Here is a 13,781-nt window from a genome sequence, read left to right as displayed (position 1 = left end):
CCCTCAATATGTACAATTATCTACAGTGTGAGAATTCCTATCTGCTCAATTAGTTGACAACCTATAAGCTGAGGCTGTTATAATTAATGCATAGCTCCTGAATATTTTTGTACATCGCCGTACAGCCCCTGTATGGTTTTTTTTAATGTTTCGTTGCTTTATTCTGTCCTTTTTTTACATAAGGAGTCTTTATCCTTGGCTACAGATACGATTGAAACCCCGATTGACGAAAAGGGAATTGAAACGCACGGTATTGAGCGTGTATCTCCCGGGGCCAGGACCCACGTACGTATCTTTGATAATTTTACGATGTGGTTATCGGCGAACCTGGTGCTCTCAACCGTTGCGCTGGGTGCCCTGGCTATCCCTCTTTTCAAGCTTGGTTTCTGGCAAAGCGTGGCAATCATAGTTATATTTAACATTTTAGGTGTACTTCCTGTTGCGTTTTTTTCTACCCTGGGGCCTAAACTGGGCCTGCGCCAGATGACGATTACCCGCTTCTCCTTTGGCTGGTGGGGAACCATAATCATGGCGTTTTTTAATATCGCGGCCTGTATCGGCTGGTCCGCGGTCAACGTGATTGTGGGGGGTCAGTTAGTAAACGCCCTGAGCAATGGAGCTGTTCCACCATGGGTTGGCATCCTGATTATTGCTATTTTGACCACATTTGTAAGTATATATGGATACAAATATGTACATAGATACGAGCGCTACGCCTGGATCCCCATGGCCATCATCTTTATCCTGATGGCGGTGCTGGCCGGTCCTCATTTTGTGGCGGTGCCCGCGCCAGCCTTTAGTCTGGGTACGCTGGCCGGGTTGATCTCGTTTGGTGGTGCCATCTACGGTTTCGCCACTGGTTGGAGCTCGTATGCCGCGGATTATAATGTGAATCAGCCGGAAGAGACCCCTGCCAGCCGTGTGTTCTGGCTTACCTTCCTGGGGGTGACTATTCCCTGTATCCTGTTGGAAGTCCTCGGTCTTGGTTTAACCACAGTTGCCGCCTACAATGCTCCCAGTACCGGTGGGACACTGGCCCTGGTCTTAAAGCCGCTGGGTGGGCTGGGAACCATCATTCTGGTCCTACTGGCATTGAGTGTCGTGGCCAACAACATTCCCAATGACTACAGTCTTGGCCTGACCATTCAGGTGTTGGGACGTGCTTTCCAGCGTGTCAATCGCGCGGTTTGGACCCTGATTGGCGCGGTAGTCTATGTGCTAATTGCCATTCCCCTGGTCGGTAATTTCAGCGAAACCTTGAATAATTTCTTGCTGCTGATCGCTTACTGGTTAGGCCCCTGGGCGATTATCCTGATCCTGGAACACTTTGTTTTCCGCAAAGGACGATATAATCTCGACGATTGGAATACGCGCAGCAGGTTGCCAGTCGGCTGGGCCGCGATCGTCGCTATGTTCCTGGGCCTGGTCGGCGTCTGGCTTGGCGCGTCTCAGGCTCTATTTACCGGACCGGTAGCTACAGCTTTGAATGGGATGGACATTGGCTTTGAGCTGGGTGTAGTGTTTGCCGCCATCGCCTACCTGATCCTGCGTCCGATCGAGCTGAAACAGACCGCTCGCTAAGTTTTGTTGCCTATGTCGTAGCGTTTTATTCCGCCTGCAATTTGCCTATTCATACATTTTGCAGATACCATAAAGGGGATCCTTCTTCAGTGAGGGATCCCCTTTATGGTTGGTCTCGCCGTCTCAACTGGCGAGACGAGAAAGGAAAAACTATGCCATATGATGTATTGATTCGCCATGCGCGTCTGCAGCGGCGCAGCGAACTGGTAGATATCGCGATCCAGGATGGGGTGTTTGCGCGCATTGCACCTGACCTGACGTCCGCTACGGCACGAGAGGAGATCGATGCGGAGGGACGTCTGCTGTCTCCACCTTTCATTGATGCCCATGTTCACCTGGATGCTGTGTTGACGGTGGGCCAGCCGCGCTACAATGCTTCGGGAACATTGCTGGAGGGTATCCAGATCTGGAGCGAGCGCAAGCCATCTTTGACGCATGAGGATGTGAAGCGGCGAGCACTGGAAGAAATTCAATGGGAGGTGGCGCAGGGGACGCTGCATATCCGTAGCCATGTGGATGTATGTGATCCCAATTTGACGGCTCTGCGAGCCCTATTGGAGGTGCGCGAGGAGGTCCGTGATATCTGTGATCTGCAGCTGGTGGCCTTTCCTCAGGATGGCATCCTGTCCTTTCCCAATGGACGCGCTTTGATGCGCCAGGCTATGGAGCTGGGGTGTGACGTGGTCGGTGGTATTCCGCACTACGAATGGACGCGCGACATGGGTGTAGAGGATGTGCACTACGTTTTTGAGCTGGCGAAAGAGTTTAACCGCGATATCGACTGCCACTGCGATGAGACCGATGATCCGCTGTCGCGCTTCACTGAGGTGATGGCGGCCGATACCATCGAGCGCAGCTGGCAGGGAAGGGTGACAAGCAGCCACTGTACCGCGATGCATTCTTATGATAACGCCTACGCGTTTAAGCTGATCGGTTTATTGGCACGCGCCCGGGTGAATGTGGTGGCCAATCCTTTTGATAATGTAGTGCTGCAGGGACGTTTCGATACCTATCCCAAGAGGCGCGGCATCACGCGGGTGAAGGAACTGCTGGCGGGCGGAGTCAATGTGGCGCTGGGCCATGACTCGATCATGGATCCCTGGTTCCCTATGGGCCGCGGCGACATGCTGGCGGCAGCGCAACTTGCCCTCTTCCTCTGCCATATGAGTGGCTATGACGAGATTGATGCCGTGCTGGACCTGATTACGACCAATGCTGCGCGCGCGCTGCGTCTTCAGGATCGCTATGGTATTGAGGAAGGCAAGCCAGCAGATTTCCTGCTGCTGGATGCTCCAACGGCATTTGAGGCCCTGCGCTTGCTCCCCGCGCGCCTGTATGTCTTCAAACGTGGGAGGCAGGTTGCCTCGACCACCCCGGCGCGCAGCCTGCTTCAGCGCGGAGGGGACACGCAGCAGGATGAGCAGGTCATCACATTTCGTCCCCGTTCCGCCGAGTAAGCTATGCCCTCTCGAAAGGCCGTTGTAAGCTAGACAATATTGATGGCACGCCCGATCAAGATTGTCAGAATGACCATGGCGATCAGGGCTTCGAACATCATCAAGACTTTGGCGCGGCGGCTTAAAGGAAAGGTGTCGGCGGGGCTGAGCGCGGTTGCTCCCGTGAATCCCAGGAAGAGATAGTCGAGGAAGTGGGGCGTCCAGTTCCGCGTGTTGCCATCAGCCTGCTGTGGAAATAAAAAATCGGTGGCTTGATGTCCGATGGCGGCCCGCTTGTGCGGTCCACTGCCATCTATCTCCCAATACCAGAGTCCAAATACCAGGACATTGGCAATCCACAGTAACGCGCCGGTACGCAGCAGGCTGATGGCGTCCCTCCCCTCGTGTCGCGCCGGCAGCGTTGTAACCAGCAGGACGACACCGATGACGAGAGCGGCGGTTGTGATGCCGAGCAGACAAAAAGCCAGGATGCGATTCGTGCGCGCTGAAAATGGATGTCCGAGGAGCGCCGCAGTCGTTCCAGGCAGGATGATGACCAACTCCAGGACCAGTGGCAGCCAGCTCGGACCCAGTGTAAGAGGTTCGGGCAAAATCGCGTAAAGGATACCCGCGACCAGCGCGGCGATGGTCGAAACCCAGAGCGGGGCCACCTCGGCTGGCTGTGCTTCCCGTAGACGTGGCGCCACTGGCGGCAGCTTCCTTATCTGTGCCATGCGTTTTAATTGATCTCCCTTGCCCATAAAATCAGGAACGTATCTACATTATTCTAAATCATTGCAGGCCCGCTGACAACGTATGCATTGCACCAGAGGCGGGAAGTGCTGGTCGATGCGCTAAATATGACAATATATTCATAAAAATGATGCATTAATGCAAAAAATCTGCTATTCTGGTATAGTAGGGCTTGGTCCTCACTTAAGTATGCCTCTAATAATGAATGAATGTGATAATGTATGGATGAGGAAGAGAGGCGGGTGTGACGATGGATGTGGAGCACTATTCCGATCAATTGCATATACCAGCTATTATAAAAACATTGTTGAATAATTTTAGCGCGGTTACTGATTATCGCACGTTGCGTGATAGCCTGCCCCGGCGTCTATCGGCCCTGCTGCGCTGCCGGTGCGTGCTCCTCTATCTGCTGGTTGGTGAGACATTACAGCTGGCTTCTGGCTCGTTCGATGATATTCCAGGATGGTCGGCGGCCCTGCTGGCGGTGGCACATGTGAATCCCATTGATGTCCAGTGCAATGAGCCTGAAGCCTGCGCCTGGCGTGAGCGCCGGATCATCCTGCGTCCCGCGTTCTCTCCTACGTTGCTGGCTGTGCCCTTGCTCTATCGTCAGCGCGCGATCGGTGTCATGGTATTGCTGCGCGGGCCAGAAGAGGATGAAACAGATTACCCTTCCGGCTGGCCCAACGACATGGATGATTCTATTGAAGCTGTGGCTGGCGTCGTCGCGCTCTTGCTGGAGAACGCGCGCCTGCTGGAGCGAGACCGGGACCGCATCCAAGAGCTTTCTCTGCTCAACAGCATCAGCAGCCAGATGAATGGTTCGCTGTTTGAGGCTGAGCGGTTGCGTAGCGCGGTACTGCAGCGCACACGGGAGATCGCGGGGGTAGAGCTCTGTGAACTGCTGGAGCCGGATACGGATGTTGCCGCCACGAACTGGCTGACTCCTCGCCTGCGCAGCCTGCTCTTCCAGCGTTTCCGGGAACAGCGCTCGCTCACGCCCCTGGTGATTGAGCGTCCCGGTGATGGCAGGCACGCTTATGTCCATGATTATTTCGAAGAGCTGCCTGAGCGCGTCAAGACCTTTTTCGCCATTCCGCTGTTGCGCAATCAGTCCCTGGACCGCTCCGTCAGTGAGCACCTTGAGCATGGGAGTGGGATAGTCCAGCCGACCGCCATCTTTGGGTGCATCGTTGGCGGTTATTATCGTCCCTGGAAGATGCGCCAGGCGGAAATTGCTCTGCTGCAGGTGGTGGCCAGTCAGGCCAGCGCGGCGCTGGAGAACAGATACCTGGTAGATGAGGTTGTGTCAGCGCGCAACGAGGCGCGTCGCCTGTTACGCCAGGTGCTGGAAGATCAGCGCCTGCACGCGCTCATCCTGGAAAGCGTGCCCTGTGGACTGATCGCCACCGATCAGACCGGTTGTATCCACACCTTCAATCGTGCCGCCGCCATTATCCTTGGCTATCACCCCTATGAGGTCCTGGGCCAGCCTCTACAAAAAATCCTTAACCTGCGCGCTAACCATGGCTCCCACGCGGAGAGTACCACGAGCCAGGTGCTCTCGGAACGGCAGCAAGAGGCATTTCTGGTTGGGATGCACATTGGCGAGGTTCAGAGCGAGACCATTGTCACTGTAGATCGGTATGAGCGCGAGCTTGTGTTAGAAGTGGATATGCGGCCTCTGTACGATGATGGTGGTACGCAGATGGGGCTGCTGACCACCTTTACCGATGTCACCACTATGCATAAGCTGGAGGAAGAGCGGCGGCGTCTGGATCGCCTGGCCTCGCTGGGGGAGATGGCCGCCAGCGTGGCCCATGAGGTGCGCAATCCACTGGCCTCGATTAAAACCTCGATCCAGATGCTGCACAATGATTTCCTGGCCGAGGAGAGCGACGTCACCAGCACTTCCCCGGCAGGTGAGCAGCGGGCCTGGATTCAGGAATCTACCGGCGTGGTACTTAAAGAAGTTGAGCGCCTGGACAGTATTGTGCGTGATCTATTGCTTTTCGCGAAGCCACGCCAGCTTCACCGCGTCCGCTGTGATATTGTTGATCTTTGTGAGCAGGTACTGGAACTGCTGCAGAATCAATGTACAGAAGCCAATATTGAGATCCACCGCATCTTTGATGATCTCCCCCCTATCTGGGTTGATAGCGGCCAGATCGAACAGGCGATTGTCAATCTCACGCTGAACGCCATTCAGGCCATGCCTGATGGTGGTGTATTGACGATGGCCTGCCACTGCATCTCCACCGAACGGGCCATTTATGATACCGCGGGCTCCGACTGCCCGCCCACCCAGCGGCCCTCGGGGAGTCCAGGTATCGCGGGCAATGCTTATGCCTGGCTTATTGATCGGCATGTCAGCCAGAAAGAGTTTCGCGTCGACCAATGGCTGGAGATCCTGATCAGGGATACCGGCGTTGGGATCGCGACCGAGCAGTTGAAGCACATCTTCCAGCCCTTCTATACCACCAAAGCCCATGGTATCGGTCTGGGTCTGGCGATTACCCGCAGATTGATTGAGGATCATGGAGGATATTTACGGATTGAGAGTCAGTATGGTTATGGAGCCACGATAGCTATGCGCATGCCCTATGTCACAGGCGACGTCATTGCCGAGCATCCTCACGTTTCGCCTTTTGATGCCAGCGAAAATGATATGTGACCCTTTCATATATCCAGAAACGACGAGGTATACCTATGAGTTTAGCGATTCTCATTATTGATGATGAACCCTACCTACCACATCAGTTTGCCCGTTTTTTTAAGCGCCATGGTTACGAAGTTTTTACCGAGTCAGATGGTGAGGCCGGACTGACGGCCTTGCAGCGGCAGACCATCGATCTGGTATTATTAGACCTGCGCCTGCCCCGGCTGAGTGGCCTGGAAGTGCTCTCTCGCATTCGTAAGTTTGATGCCGATATTCCTGTAGTCATCTTAACGGCATATGGAGACGTGCAGACGGCGGTGGCGGCCATGAAGCTGGGTGCCTCAGACTACCTGCTTAAGGGTTTTGATCTGGATGAATTATTATTGGTGGCACAGCGAGCATTAGAGACCAGCGCCATGTCGCGTGAGTTGCGGCAGTTGCGCAAAGAGCTCAGCGATAATTACCATTTCAATTATGTGGTGGGGCATAGCGAACGCATGCGAGAAGTCTTTGACCTGGTGGCCCGCGTCGCTCGCAGCGACGCCTCGGTCCTGATCATGGGCGAGAGCGGCACCGGCAAGGAAGTGGTAGCGCACGCTATCCATGAGCAGAGTGCCCGCAGCGCCGGTCCCTTTCACGCCCTCAACTGCGCCGCCATTGCCAGCCACTTACTGGAAAGCGAGCTGTTTGGCTATGAGCCTTATGCCTTTACCGATGCCAAGAAGCAGAAGCGCGGCCTGCTCGAATTAGCCGAAGGGGGGACCCTGTTTCTGGATGAGGTGGGTGAGATGCCACTGGATATGCAGGCTAAATTGCTGCGCGTGTTGGAGACGCGCTCTTTTTTCCGGCTAGGTGGCAACAAAGAGGTGACCCTGAATGTTCGGGTGCTGGCGGCCACCAATCGGGATCTTGAGCAGGCAAAAGCTGATGGCGCGTTCCGCGCGGATCTCTACTTTCGCTTCGCGGTTCTAACTATTACATTGCCACCCCTGCGCGAGCGGCCTGGCGACATCTTATTATTTGCCACCCGCTTTATCGCTGATTTCAATAAAACCATGGGTCGCAACGTGCATCGCATCTCGCCCGAAGCCCAACGTCTTCTGCTCGCGTATCGCTGGCCCGGCAATATTCGAGAACTAAAAAATGTGATCGAACGGGCGATGATCTTAAGTAGTAGTGAAGAATTATTGCCAGTACACCTGCCCCAGGAGATCGTGGGGCAGGTCGATGCCTACGGCATAAGCATGAATGATCCCTGGGAACAGTGGTTGAATGCGCGACCAGTCGGCACAATCGCCTTAGAGGATATCGTTGCCCGCCTGGAAAAGCACATGATACGCCGGGCTTTGGAAATGGCAAAGCATAGTCGTACGCAGGCCGCCGAACTGCTTGGCATGAAGGTCGATCAACTGCGCTACCTGATGAAAAAACATAACATCGAATAGGCTGGTTACTGCTGGTTGAGCGTATCTGACTGTGGTGTGTTGTAGGCCAGTAGCTCGGCTTCCAGTTCTTTCCATGCCTCCAGTTCAATTTCAGCATTGCTGAAATGCTGCTGATGCTGCATCGCCTGCTGAAACTTATTTGTGACGCGCTGCCGGAAATTCGCCAGGATGGGTCGTTGTATTTCTGGTTTGGGCATCACGCGAAGCTCGATCGTATGTGAAGGATAAAAATCCTCTTTTTCAAACGCCAGCGAAATGAGATCGCTAAAGGTCGAGAGGAGATTGAGGCGCTGCTGTGAAAAATAGCCAGGCTGGGTACTGGATGCCAGCAAACAACCCGCGATGCGACCCTCAAAGCGGATAGGGTGGGCGGCCGCGCTGACCTCAAATGAATCCTGGATGGCGGGAAAGGTTTTGCTCTGGCGCAAGTCATCATCGCTAACGATATGGCGTACCTCAACCGCATAGCCTGAAAGCGATTCCAGGCCCAGGAAGAGTACGTCATGTTCCAGGTCGGCCATCCATGGTAGTGTACCCTTGCCTGCGCGCTCACGCAGGCTGCGAATCTTATCGCCCGGGCTTGGTGGCATACACTGTACCAGTTTGATGGCCATCCCCAGTTTATTGGGGTCCAGCTGGGCCAGCGCCTGCTTCAGAATCAGCTCGCTGATACGCCAGAAGCGCAAACTTTCCGTCGTCGTAGTACGTATATTTAATACTTGCGCAAAAAATTCTGAGGGAATATGTTCAGAGCTATCTTCCGTTAACCACGACTGAATGTCGGGATACTGGTGTTCAAGCGCCTCCAATAGCTCAGGCCTTTGATTCGCATTTACAACTTGAAGTAAATGGATTAAATGCTGCTTTTGGGGTTTGGATTCGCCACTGGCCCAGCGTGACAATGTCATGCTCGTCACACCCAGCGCAGATGATAAACGCTGACGTTCGCCAGCGGATTTGATAATCCCCTGTAAGACACTTGACCAGGAAGGAGGAGGGGTGACCATGTCTTTCCACCTCTTTTGCTACTGATACTTAAATAGATCGATATCTGATACTGGTGCATATGATAACAGAGGAAGTGTCGTCCGTCAACATTGCATCTTTTCATGCATGAAAAAAATGTACTTCAGTAACGTATTTGTGCGTACGAGTTGTACTTCTCACGGGAAATCTGTATCATAATAATAAGAGTGATGGTAGAAAGGTGAGGGAGTCAGGTGGAGCATATGTCGAAGCGCATAGTGGTGGTAGACGATGATAGGGAGATCCGGGAGATTATCACATTTGTACTGGGCCGTCATGGATGTCAAGTAGAGGCTTTGGCCAGCGGGCAGCAACTGCAGCGCTTGCTGCTCTCTCAGCTACCTGATTTAATCATTTTAGATGTCATGATGCCAGGAGAGGATGGCTATCGCATTTGTAAGAGTTTACGGGCTGAACCCATGACACGTGATATACCGGTGATGATGATTACCGCGCACGATGAAGATATTTACCAGCGCATCAGCATTGATCTGGGGGCGGTCCAACACATGACCAAGCCATTTCATCCACTTGAGTTAGCGGAGAAGGTGCAGAGTATTCTAGGGCTAAAATCATATAGCCATTAAGTTCATCCTCTCACTCAAAAATGATAGCATAAATACTTGTCTCTACGCCGAAAAGTTGGTATCATTACAAGCAAGAGCGTCCTGACAAGTTCAAGGAAGCAGAGTGGCTATGCCAAATAGATATGAACGTGAGATCGAAGAAATCCTACGTAACCTGGAACAGACCAACCCTAAACCTGGCAAAAACCAGAAATTTGGAGAAAGGTTTCGGCGTCGACCGGGTCCGAACCTGCGGCCACAGCAGCCAAGGTCTATTTCCTGGAATCTTTCGTCCACAGAACGTTTCCTGGTAGGAACGATTATTTGTGCACTGCTTGCTGGAGCATATGCATATGTGGCCGGATCAAACATCATCACCCTCATTTTAGCCGTAGCCGGGTTTATCGGCATAGTGCTGGTGGCGGTCTCAAACTTTATACAACCGCGGCGACGTCCCCAATCGATGCGTTACGGCAACGTTACCATCACTCCATTGCGACGGGGGCCCTGGTACACCATCAAGACGCAATTAAATCTCTTGTTGCTGAAATTGCGTTATCGGCGTAAGGATGAGCAGTAATCAGAACAGGAAAAACAATTTTCCTACTATTTCGGAATCGCAAAAAAAGTGCTTGACAAAGCTCTAGAGGGGTGTTATAGTACACAGTGTTGACGGGGTGTGGCGCAGTTGGTAGCGCGCCTGGTTTGGGACCAGGAGGTCCGCAGTTCGAGTCTGCGCACCCCGACTTCGCGGGAGTAACTCAGTTGGTAGAGTCCCTGCCTTCCAAGCAGGTTGTCGCGAGTTCGAGTCTCGTCTCCCGCTCTTTTCATGTCTGTCGTCCCCTTGCAGGCCGATGAGAGGACGCTTCACAAGAAGCGTCTGGTAATCAGGTCAGCAAGGGGACGATGGTGTTTTTGGAGAAAATCTGCAAAAGACTGATTTGGCAGCGTGAGGTGTTCAGCATCCATGACATGCGTCGTGATGTTGGTTAATCCTACCTGTTGCACGGCCATCTTAGCTACTTTGAGCATGGCCTCAGAAATGTCAGTGGCCAGAACGGTTCCCTGTGGTTCCACTATTTGGGCAGCGAGGAGGCTCTGGGTACCTGTTCCAGCTGCGATATCCAGCGCACGATCACCTGGCTTTAGAACTGCTGCTTCGAGCATGTGTTGGGTGGCCTCTTCTATGAGTAACTGACGCTGCTGGGTTTTCTGCTGCCAACTCTCGATTACCTCCGGTGACTGCCAATGCTGCACTTGTCCTGTTCCATCCTTCTGTTCATGTGTCATGTGCTCATTTCCTTTCTTGGGTATGATGATACTTTTGCATTGATTTCGTCTTTGCCGGGTTATCTTTCTCTACTCAAGAGCGAGGGGGAGTCCCTGCTGGGCCCGATGTGTATTGGCCTGGGTGAGCAAATGACTCTCCCCTACGCAAATGAGTAAGAACAGATTGCGTTGCTCATACGCCGCTCGCAACAGCGTGCGAATGAGTAACGCAATCGCGGGTTCATGATCCTCCTGAGCCAGTGCTTCGTGAATCTGCTCACGGACGCGCCCAAGCGCCTCCTGAGCCAGAGCCCATAGGCAGGGGTCGCATGTGGATTTATTGTATCGCTCCCCCTGGTGGTTGCTCGTCCTGTCTTCTCTTGTGATCGTTGCTACCCTGGCTGCTGTGTTTCCCATGCATAAAGAGCATCATCAAGGGGCACAGGAGGAGGAGCACGAACGGAAGAATGCCCAGCAGATGCGCGGTATGCTCCGTCATCAGGAAGAAGGCGCTCACCGCGAGAAAATCGAGCAGGACCCAGGTGATTACCCGTGATTGGAAACCCCTTCTCAGGGGTTTGCATCATTGTGCTCGTTCTGTCTATTGTTCATATGCTTCATCGTATTTTTCCTCTTCTATTGATCGTGTTGTGATTGGCGTGTGCTCCCTGCGGCGCGCACTACAGCGCTTCCGATGTGCCTGGCGCATCGTTTTATTCCACAATGACTTTTCCGCGGAGCATGCCCATCTGGCAGGCGAAATCGTACTCGCTGGGTTGCTCGGGGAAAAACTCCATGGGCACAGCGACGGCGATCAACTTCCAGCCGACCGGAGCGGGAAATGCAGCCATTACGGGTGATTTTGTCCTGCTGGCACAGGAGGTCAACCCGGTGATCAAGGCGCTAAGGGAACATGGCATCGAGGTCACTGCCGTCCATAGCCATATGCTCACCGAAAACCCACGCCTGTTCTACCTGCATTTCTGGGCCAACGATGCGGCGACCAGGCTCGCGCAGGGGCTACGGGCTGCTCTCGATCAAACCAGGAGTGCTCAAGCAAGCTAGAAACTGACACGTGGAGCAAGTTCTCCACGTGTCTTTCTGTGTGCTCTTTTTCTTCGCCTTTCTGTGATAGGTCAATGCATGGAGGTGGATGTGTGAGGTATCTTACGTGATGTCTCGGATACGGGAGCCCTAAATAAAGCATAGAAATGAGAGGAAAGAGTTGAGGCATATTACTCCATTGGCGATGCGCTCAGCCATATCCGGAAGCAGTTTAGCCAGTTTGCGCAACGCGCTCTGGGCACTGCCAATGGCACGCATCTCCATCCAGTGTTCCCGCAGCATGATCGTGACCAGTGTTGCATCTCCCAGTAAAAGTCCATGCCCTGGACAAGATGAAAAGTCACGGCCAGGCTATAGAATTACACCGTGGAGATAGCCAGCGAGACCAGCATCATCATCCCGGGTTTCCGGTGCGCACTTCTGATTCAATATGCCGTTTTTGGCGTCAAGTATTCAGCCTTTATACCCATACCCACTGGGTATGGGTGTAAAGGAAGCAAAAAAATTACCTTGTTATCTACGTACCTCTGCGATGTCTTCTACCTGCTCAACTTTTGGGAAGGCTTTCGGCTGACGAAGCCAGACCAGAGCCAGAAGTGCCCCGAGCAGGCCGATTATTGCCGCACCGGCAAATGCGGCATGGAAACCGGCGTTGATCGCGATGATCTGGTTCGTTTCTGCCTGGAACGAACTGGCCGTGATCGCCGTGGAAAGCGCAACCATTGCAGCCAGGCCGAGCGCAGAACCAATCTGATAACTGCTGTTGACGAGGCCCGAAGCGAGACCGGCGTCTTCTGGCTGAGCGCCTGACATCGCAGCGATAGTAGCCGGCACATACGCAAGCACCATACCAAGCGCTGCGAGGAGTGACGCTGGCAAGACGTGAAGGAGGTAATTGCCATGGGTCGGAGCAAGTGCAAAGAGGCCAAGCGAGGCCGCGAGACAGAGCAGTCCGATCACCAGGTTCGTTTTGAAACCAAAACGATGTACCAATCGCGCGGTGAGTGTGACCATTAAGATCATGATGGTGACGGTTATGGGAAGCAACGCCAGTCCGCCAGTGAGCGCCGAGTACCCTAATACCTGCTGCAGGTAGAGATTGAGAAAGTACCAGAGGGGAATCCAGGTGGCTGCCAACAACGCGGTGATCACATTTCCGGCCGAAAGGTTGGGTGCGGTAAAGATGCGCAAAGGGATGAGCGGTTGTGCTTGTACGCGTTGAAGGAGCAGAAACGCTCCCAGGAGCAGAGCGGCGAGCACCAGCAGGCCAATCGTCTGTAGCGAGCCCCAACCGACATATTCTGCCGTCGCGATAGCATAGACGGCCAGCACGAGGGCTCCTGTGACCAGGAGCGCGCCCACGTACTCAACACGCCCACGTCGTACACTGCCCTCCGGGAGCAAGCCTGGACAGAGGAGGAGCACCAGGAGGCCGAAGGGGACATAGATCAGAAAGATCCACTGCCAGCTGAGCCATTGGGTAATAACCCCGCCAAAGAAAACGCCGGCCGAACCGCCTGCGGCTGCTGATGCGCCCCATAGACCCATGGCCTTGCCGAGCTCACGAGGATCTGTGAATAGCCCCATCACGAGCGAGAGTGCGGCTGGAGAACTCAGGGCCGCTCCGACTCCTTGAAGAGCGCGAGCGATAATCAACACTGGCTCTGACCAGGCGAGTCCAGCCAGCAATGAAGCAAGAGTGAGGAGCAGAAAACCACCCATAAAGAGACGGCGTTGTCCAAAGAGATCGGAGAGACGGCCACCGAGCAGCAAGAGCCCCCCATAACTGATGACGTACGCTTTGAAGACCCATTGCAAATCTTCTTGTGTGAAGTGCAGGGCGTGTTGGATGGCTGGAAGCGCGACCCCGATAATGGATGTATCAAGAATGACGAGAAATTGGGCTGCACAGAGCAAGAAGAGGGCAGCCCAACGACGAGGGTATGCAGGATTCGTTATTGTGACACCAGACCATTGACAG

The 13,781-nt window shown here is 53.8% G+C and carries 11 protein-coding genes, 2 tRNA genes and 1 pseudogene; 9 read left to right on the top strand and 5 right to left on the bottom strand.

Annotated features, from left to right (window positions below; genetic code table 11):
- Window positions 1–195 precede the first annotated feature (195 nt).
- Complete coding sequence (locus tag AABA21_RS17900) at window positions 196–1,581, top strand: cytosine permease (protein WP_338252520.1); 1,386 nt, start codon at window positions 196–198, stop codon at window positions 1,579–1,581.
- 152 nt (window positions 1,582–1,733) lie between these two features.
- Window positions 1,734–3,038 carry a cytosine deaminase gene (locus tag AABA21_RS17895; RefSeq protein WP_338252518.1) on the top strand — a complete coding sequence of 435 codons (1,305 nt, stop codon included), beginning with the start codon at window positions 1,734–1,736 and terminating at the stop codon, window positions 3,036–3,038.
- Window positions 3,039–3,067: 29 nt separating this feature from the next.
- On the opposite strand, the gene AABA21_RS17890 is transcribed toward AABA21_RS17895, so the two are convergent.
- Window positions 3,068–3,751 (bottom strand): hypothetical protein, encoded by a 684-nt coding sequence (locus AABA21_RS17890; protein ID WP_338252517.1) that lies wholly within the window; start codon window positions 3,749–3,751, stop codon window positions 3,068–3,070.
- A 269-nt stretch (window positions 3,752–4,020) separates the two neighbouring features.
- Between AABA21_RS17890 and AABA21_RS17885 the strand changes: the two genes are divergently transcribed.
- Window positions 4,021–6,444: an ATP-binding protein gene (locus AABA21_RS17885; RefSeq protein WP_338258454.1), complete on the top strand. Its 2,424-nt coding sequence runs from the start codon at window positions 4,021–4,023 to the stop codon at window positions 6,442–6,444.
- A 35-nt stretch (window positions 6,445–6,479) separates the two neighbouring features.
- The gene (locus AABA21_RS17880; protein ID WP_338252515.1) at window positions 6,480–7,874 is read left to right on the top strand and encodes a sigma-54-dependent transcriptional regulator; all 1,395 of its coding nucleotides are present in this window, start codon (window positions 6,480–6,482) and stop codon (window positions 7,872–7,874) included.
- A 5-nt stretch (window positions 7,875–7,879) separates the two neighbouring features.
- Here the strand turns inward: AABA21_RS17880 and AABA21_RS17875 are convergent, their stop codons facing one another.
- Window positions 7,880–8,881 (bottom strand): GAF domain-containing protein, encoded by a 1,002-nt coding sequence (locus tag AABA21_RS17875; protein WP_338252512.1) that lies wholly within the window; start codon window positions 8,879–8,881, stop codon window positions 7,880–7,882.
- 222 nt (window positions 8,882–9,103) lie between these two features.
- On the opposite strand from AABA21_RS17875, the gene AABA21_RS17870 reads away from it, so the two are divergent.
- From AABA21_RS17870 to AABA21_RS17855, 4 genes are all read left to right on the top strand, one after another.
- Window positions 9,104–9,487, top strand: a complete 384-nt coding sequence (locus AABA21_RS17870; protein WP_338252510.1) for a response regulator transcription factor — start codon at window positions 9,104–9,106, stop codon at window positions 9,485–9,487.
- A gap of 109 nt (window positions 9,488–9,596) precedes the next feature.
- Window positions 9,597–10,046, top strand: coding sequence for a hypothetical protein (locus AABA21_RS17865; protein WP_338252508.1), 450 nt, complete (start codon window positions 9,597–9,599; stop codon window positions 10,044–10,046).
- A gap of 93 nt (window positions 10,047–10,139) precedes the next feature.
- Window positions 10,140–10,212: transfer RNA gene (locus AABA21_RS17860), tRNA-Pro, on the top strand.
- A gap of 4 nt (window positions 10,213–10,216) precedes the next feature.
- Window positions 10,217–10,289 (top strand) — tRNA-Gly (locus AABA21_RS17855).
- A 44-nt stretch (window positions 10,290–10,333) separates the two neighbouring features.
- On the opposite strand, the gene AABA21_RS17850 is transcribed toward AABA21_RS17855, so the two are convergent.
- Window positions 10,334–10,756 carry a class I SAM-dependent methyltransferase gene (locus tag AABA21_RS17850; protein WP_338252507.1) on the bottom strand — a complete coding sequence of 141 codons (423 nt, stop codon included), beginning with the start codon at window positions 10,754–10,756 and terminating at the stop codon, window positions 10,334–10,336.
- 316 nt (window positions 10,757–11,072) lie between these two features.
- Window positions 11,073–11,234 carry a DUF2933 domain-containing protein gene (locus tag AABA21_RS39440; protein WP_420917160.1) on the bottom strand — a complete coding sequence of 54 codons (162 nt, stop codon included), beginning with the start codon at window positions 11,232–11,234 and terminating at the stop codon, window positions 11,073–11,075.
- 293 nt (window positions 11,235–11,527) lie between these two features.
- On the opposite strand from AABA21_RS39440, the pseudogene AABA21_RS17840 reads away from it, so the two are divergent.
- Window positions 11,528–11,800: pseudogene (locus tag AABA21_RS17840) on the top strand (DUF1259 domain-containing protein); the annotation flags it as partial.
- Window positions 11,801–12,313: 513 nt separating this feature from the next.
- Here AABA21_RS17840 and AABA21_RS17835 read toward each other — a convergent pair.
- Window positions 12,314–13,717 carry an MFS transporter gene (locus AABA21_RS17835; protein ID WP_338252501.1) on the bottom strand — a complete coding sequence of 468 codons (1,404 nt, stop codon included), beginning with the start codon at window positions 13,715–13,717 and terminating at the stop codon, window positions 12,314–12,316.
- Between the last annotated feature and the right edge of the window lie 64 nt (window positions 13,718–13,781).

The organism is Dictyobacter halimunensis, from assembly GCF_036245075.1.
Note: the sequence above shows the minus strand (reverse complement) of the source record. Positions and strands in the feature narration are given on the sequence as shown.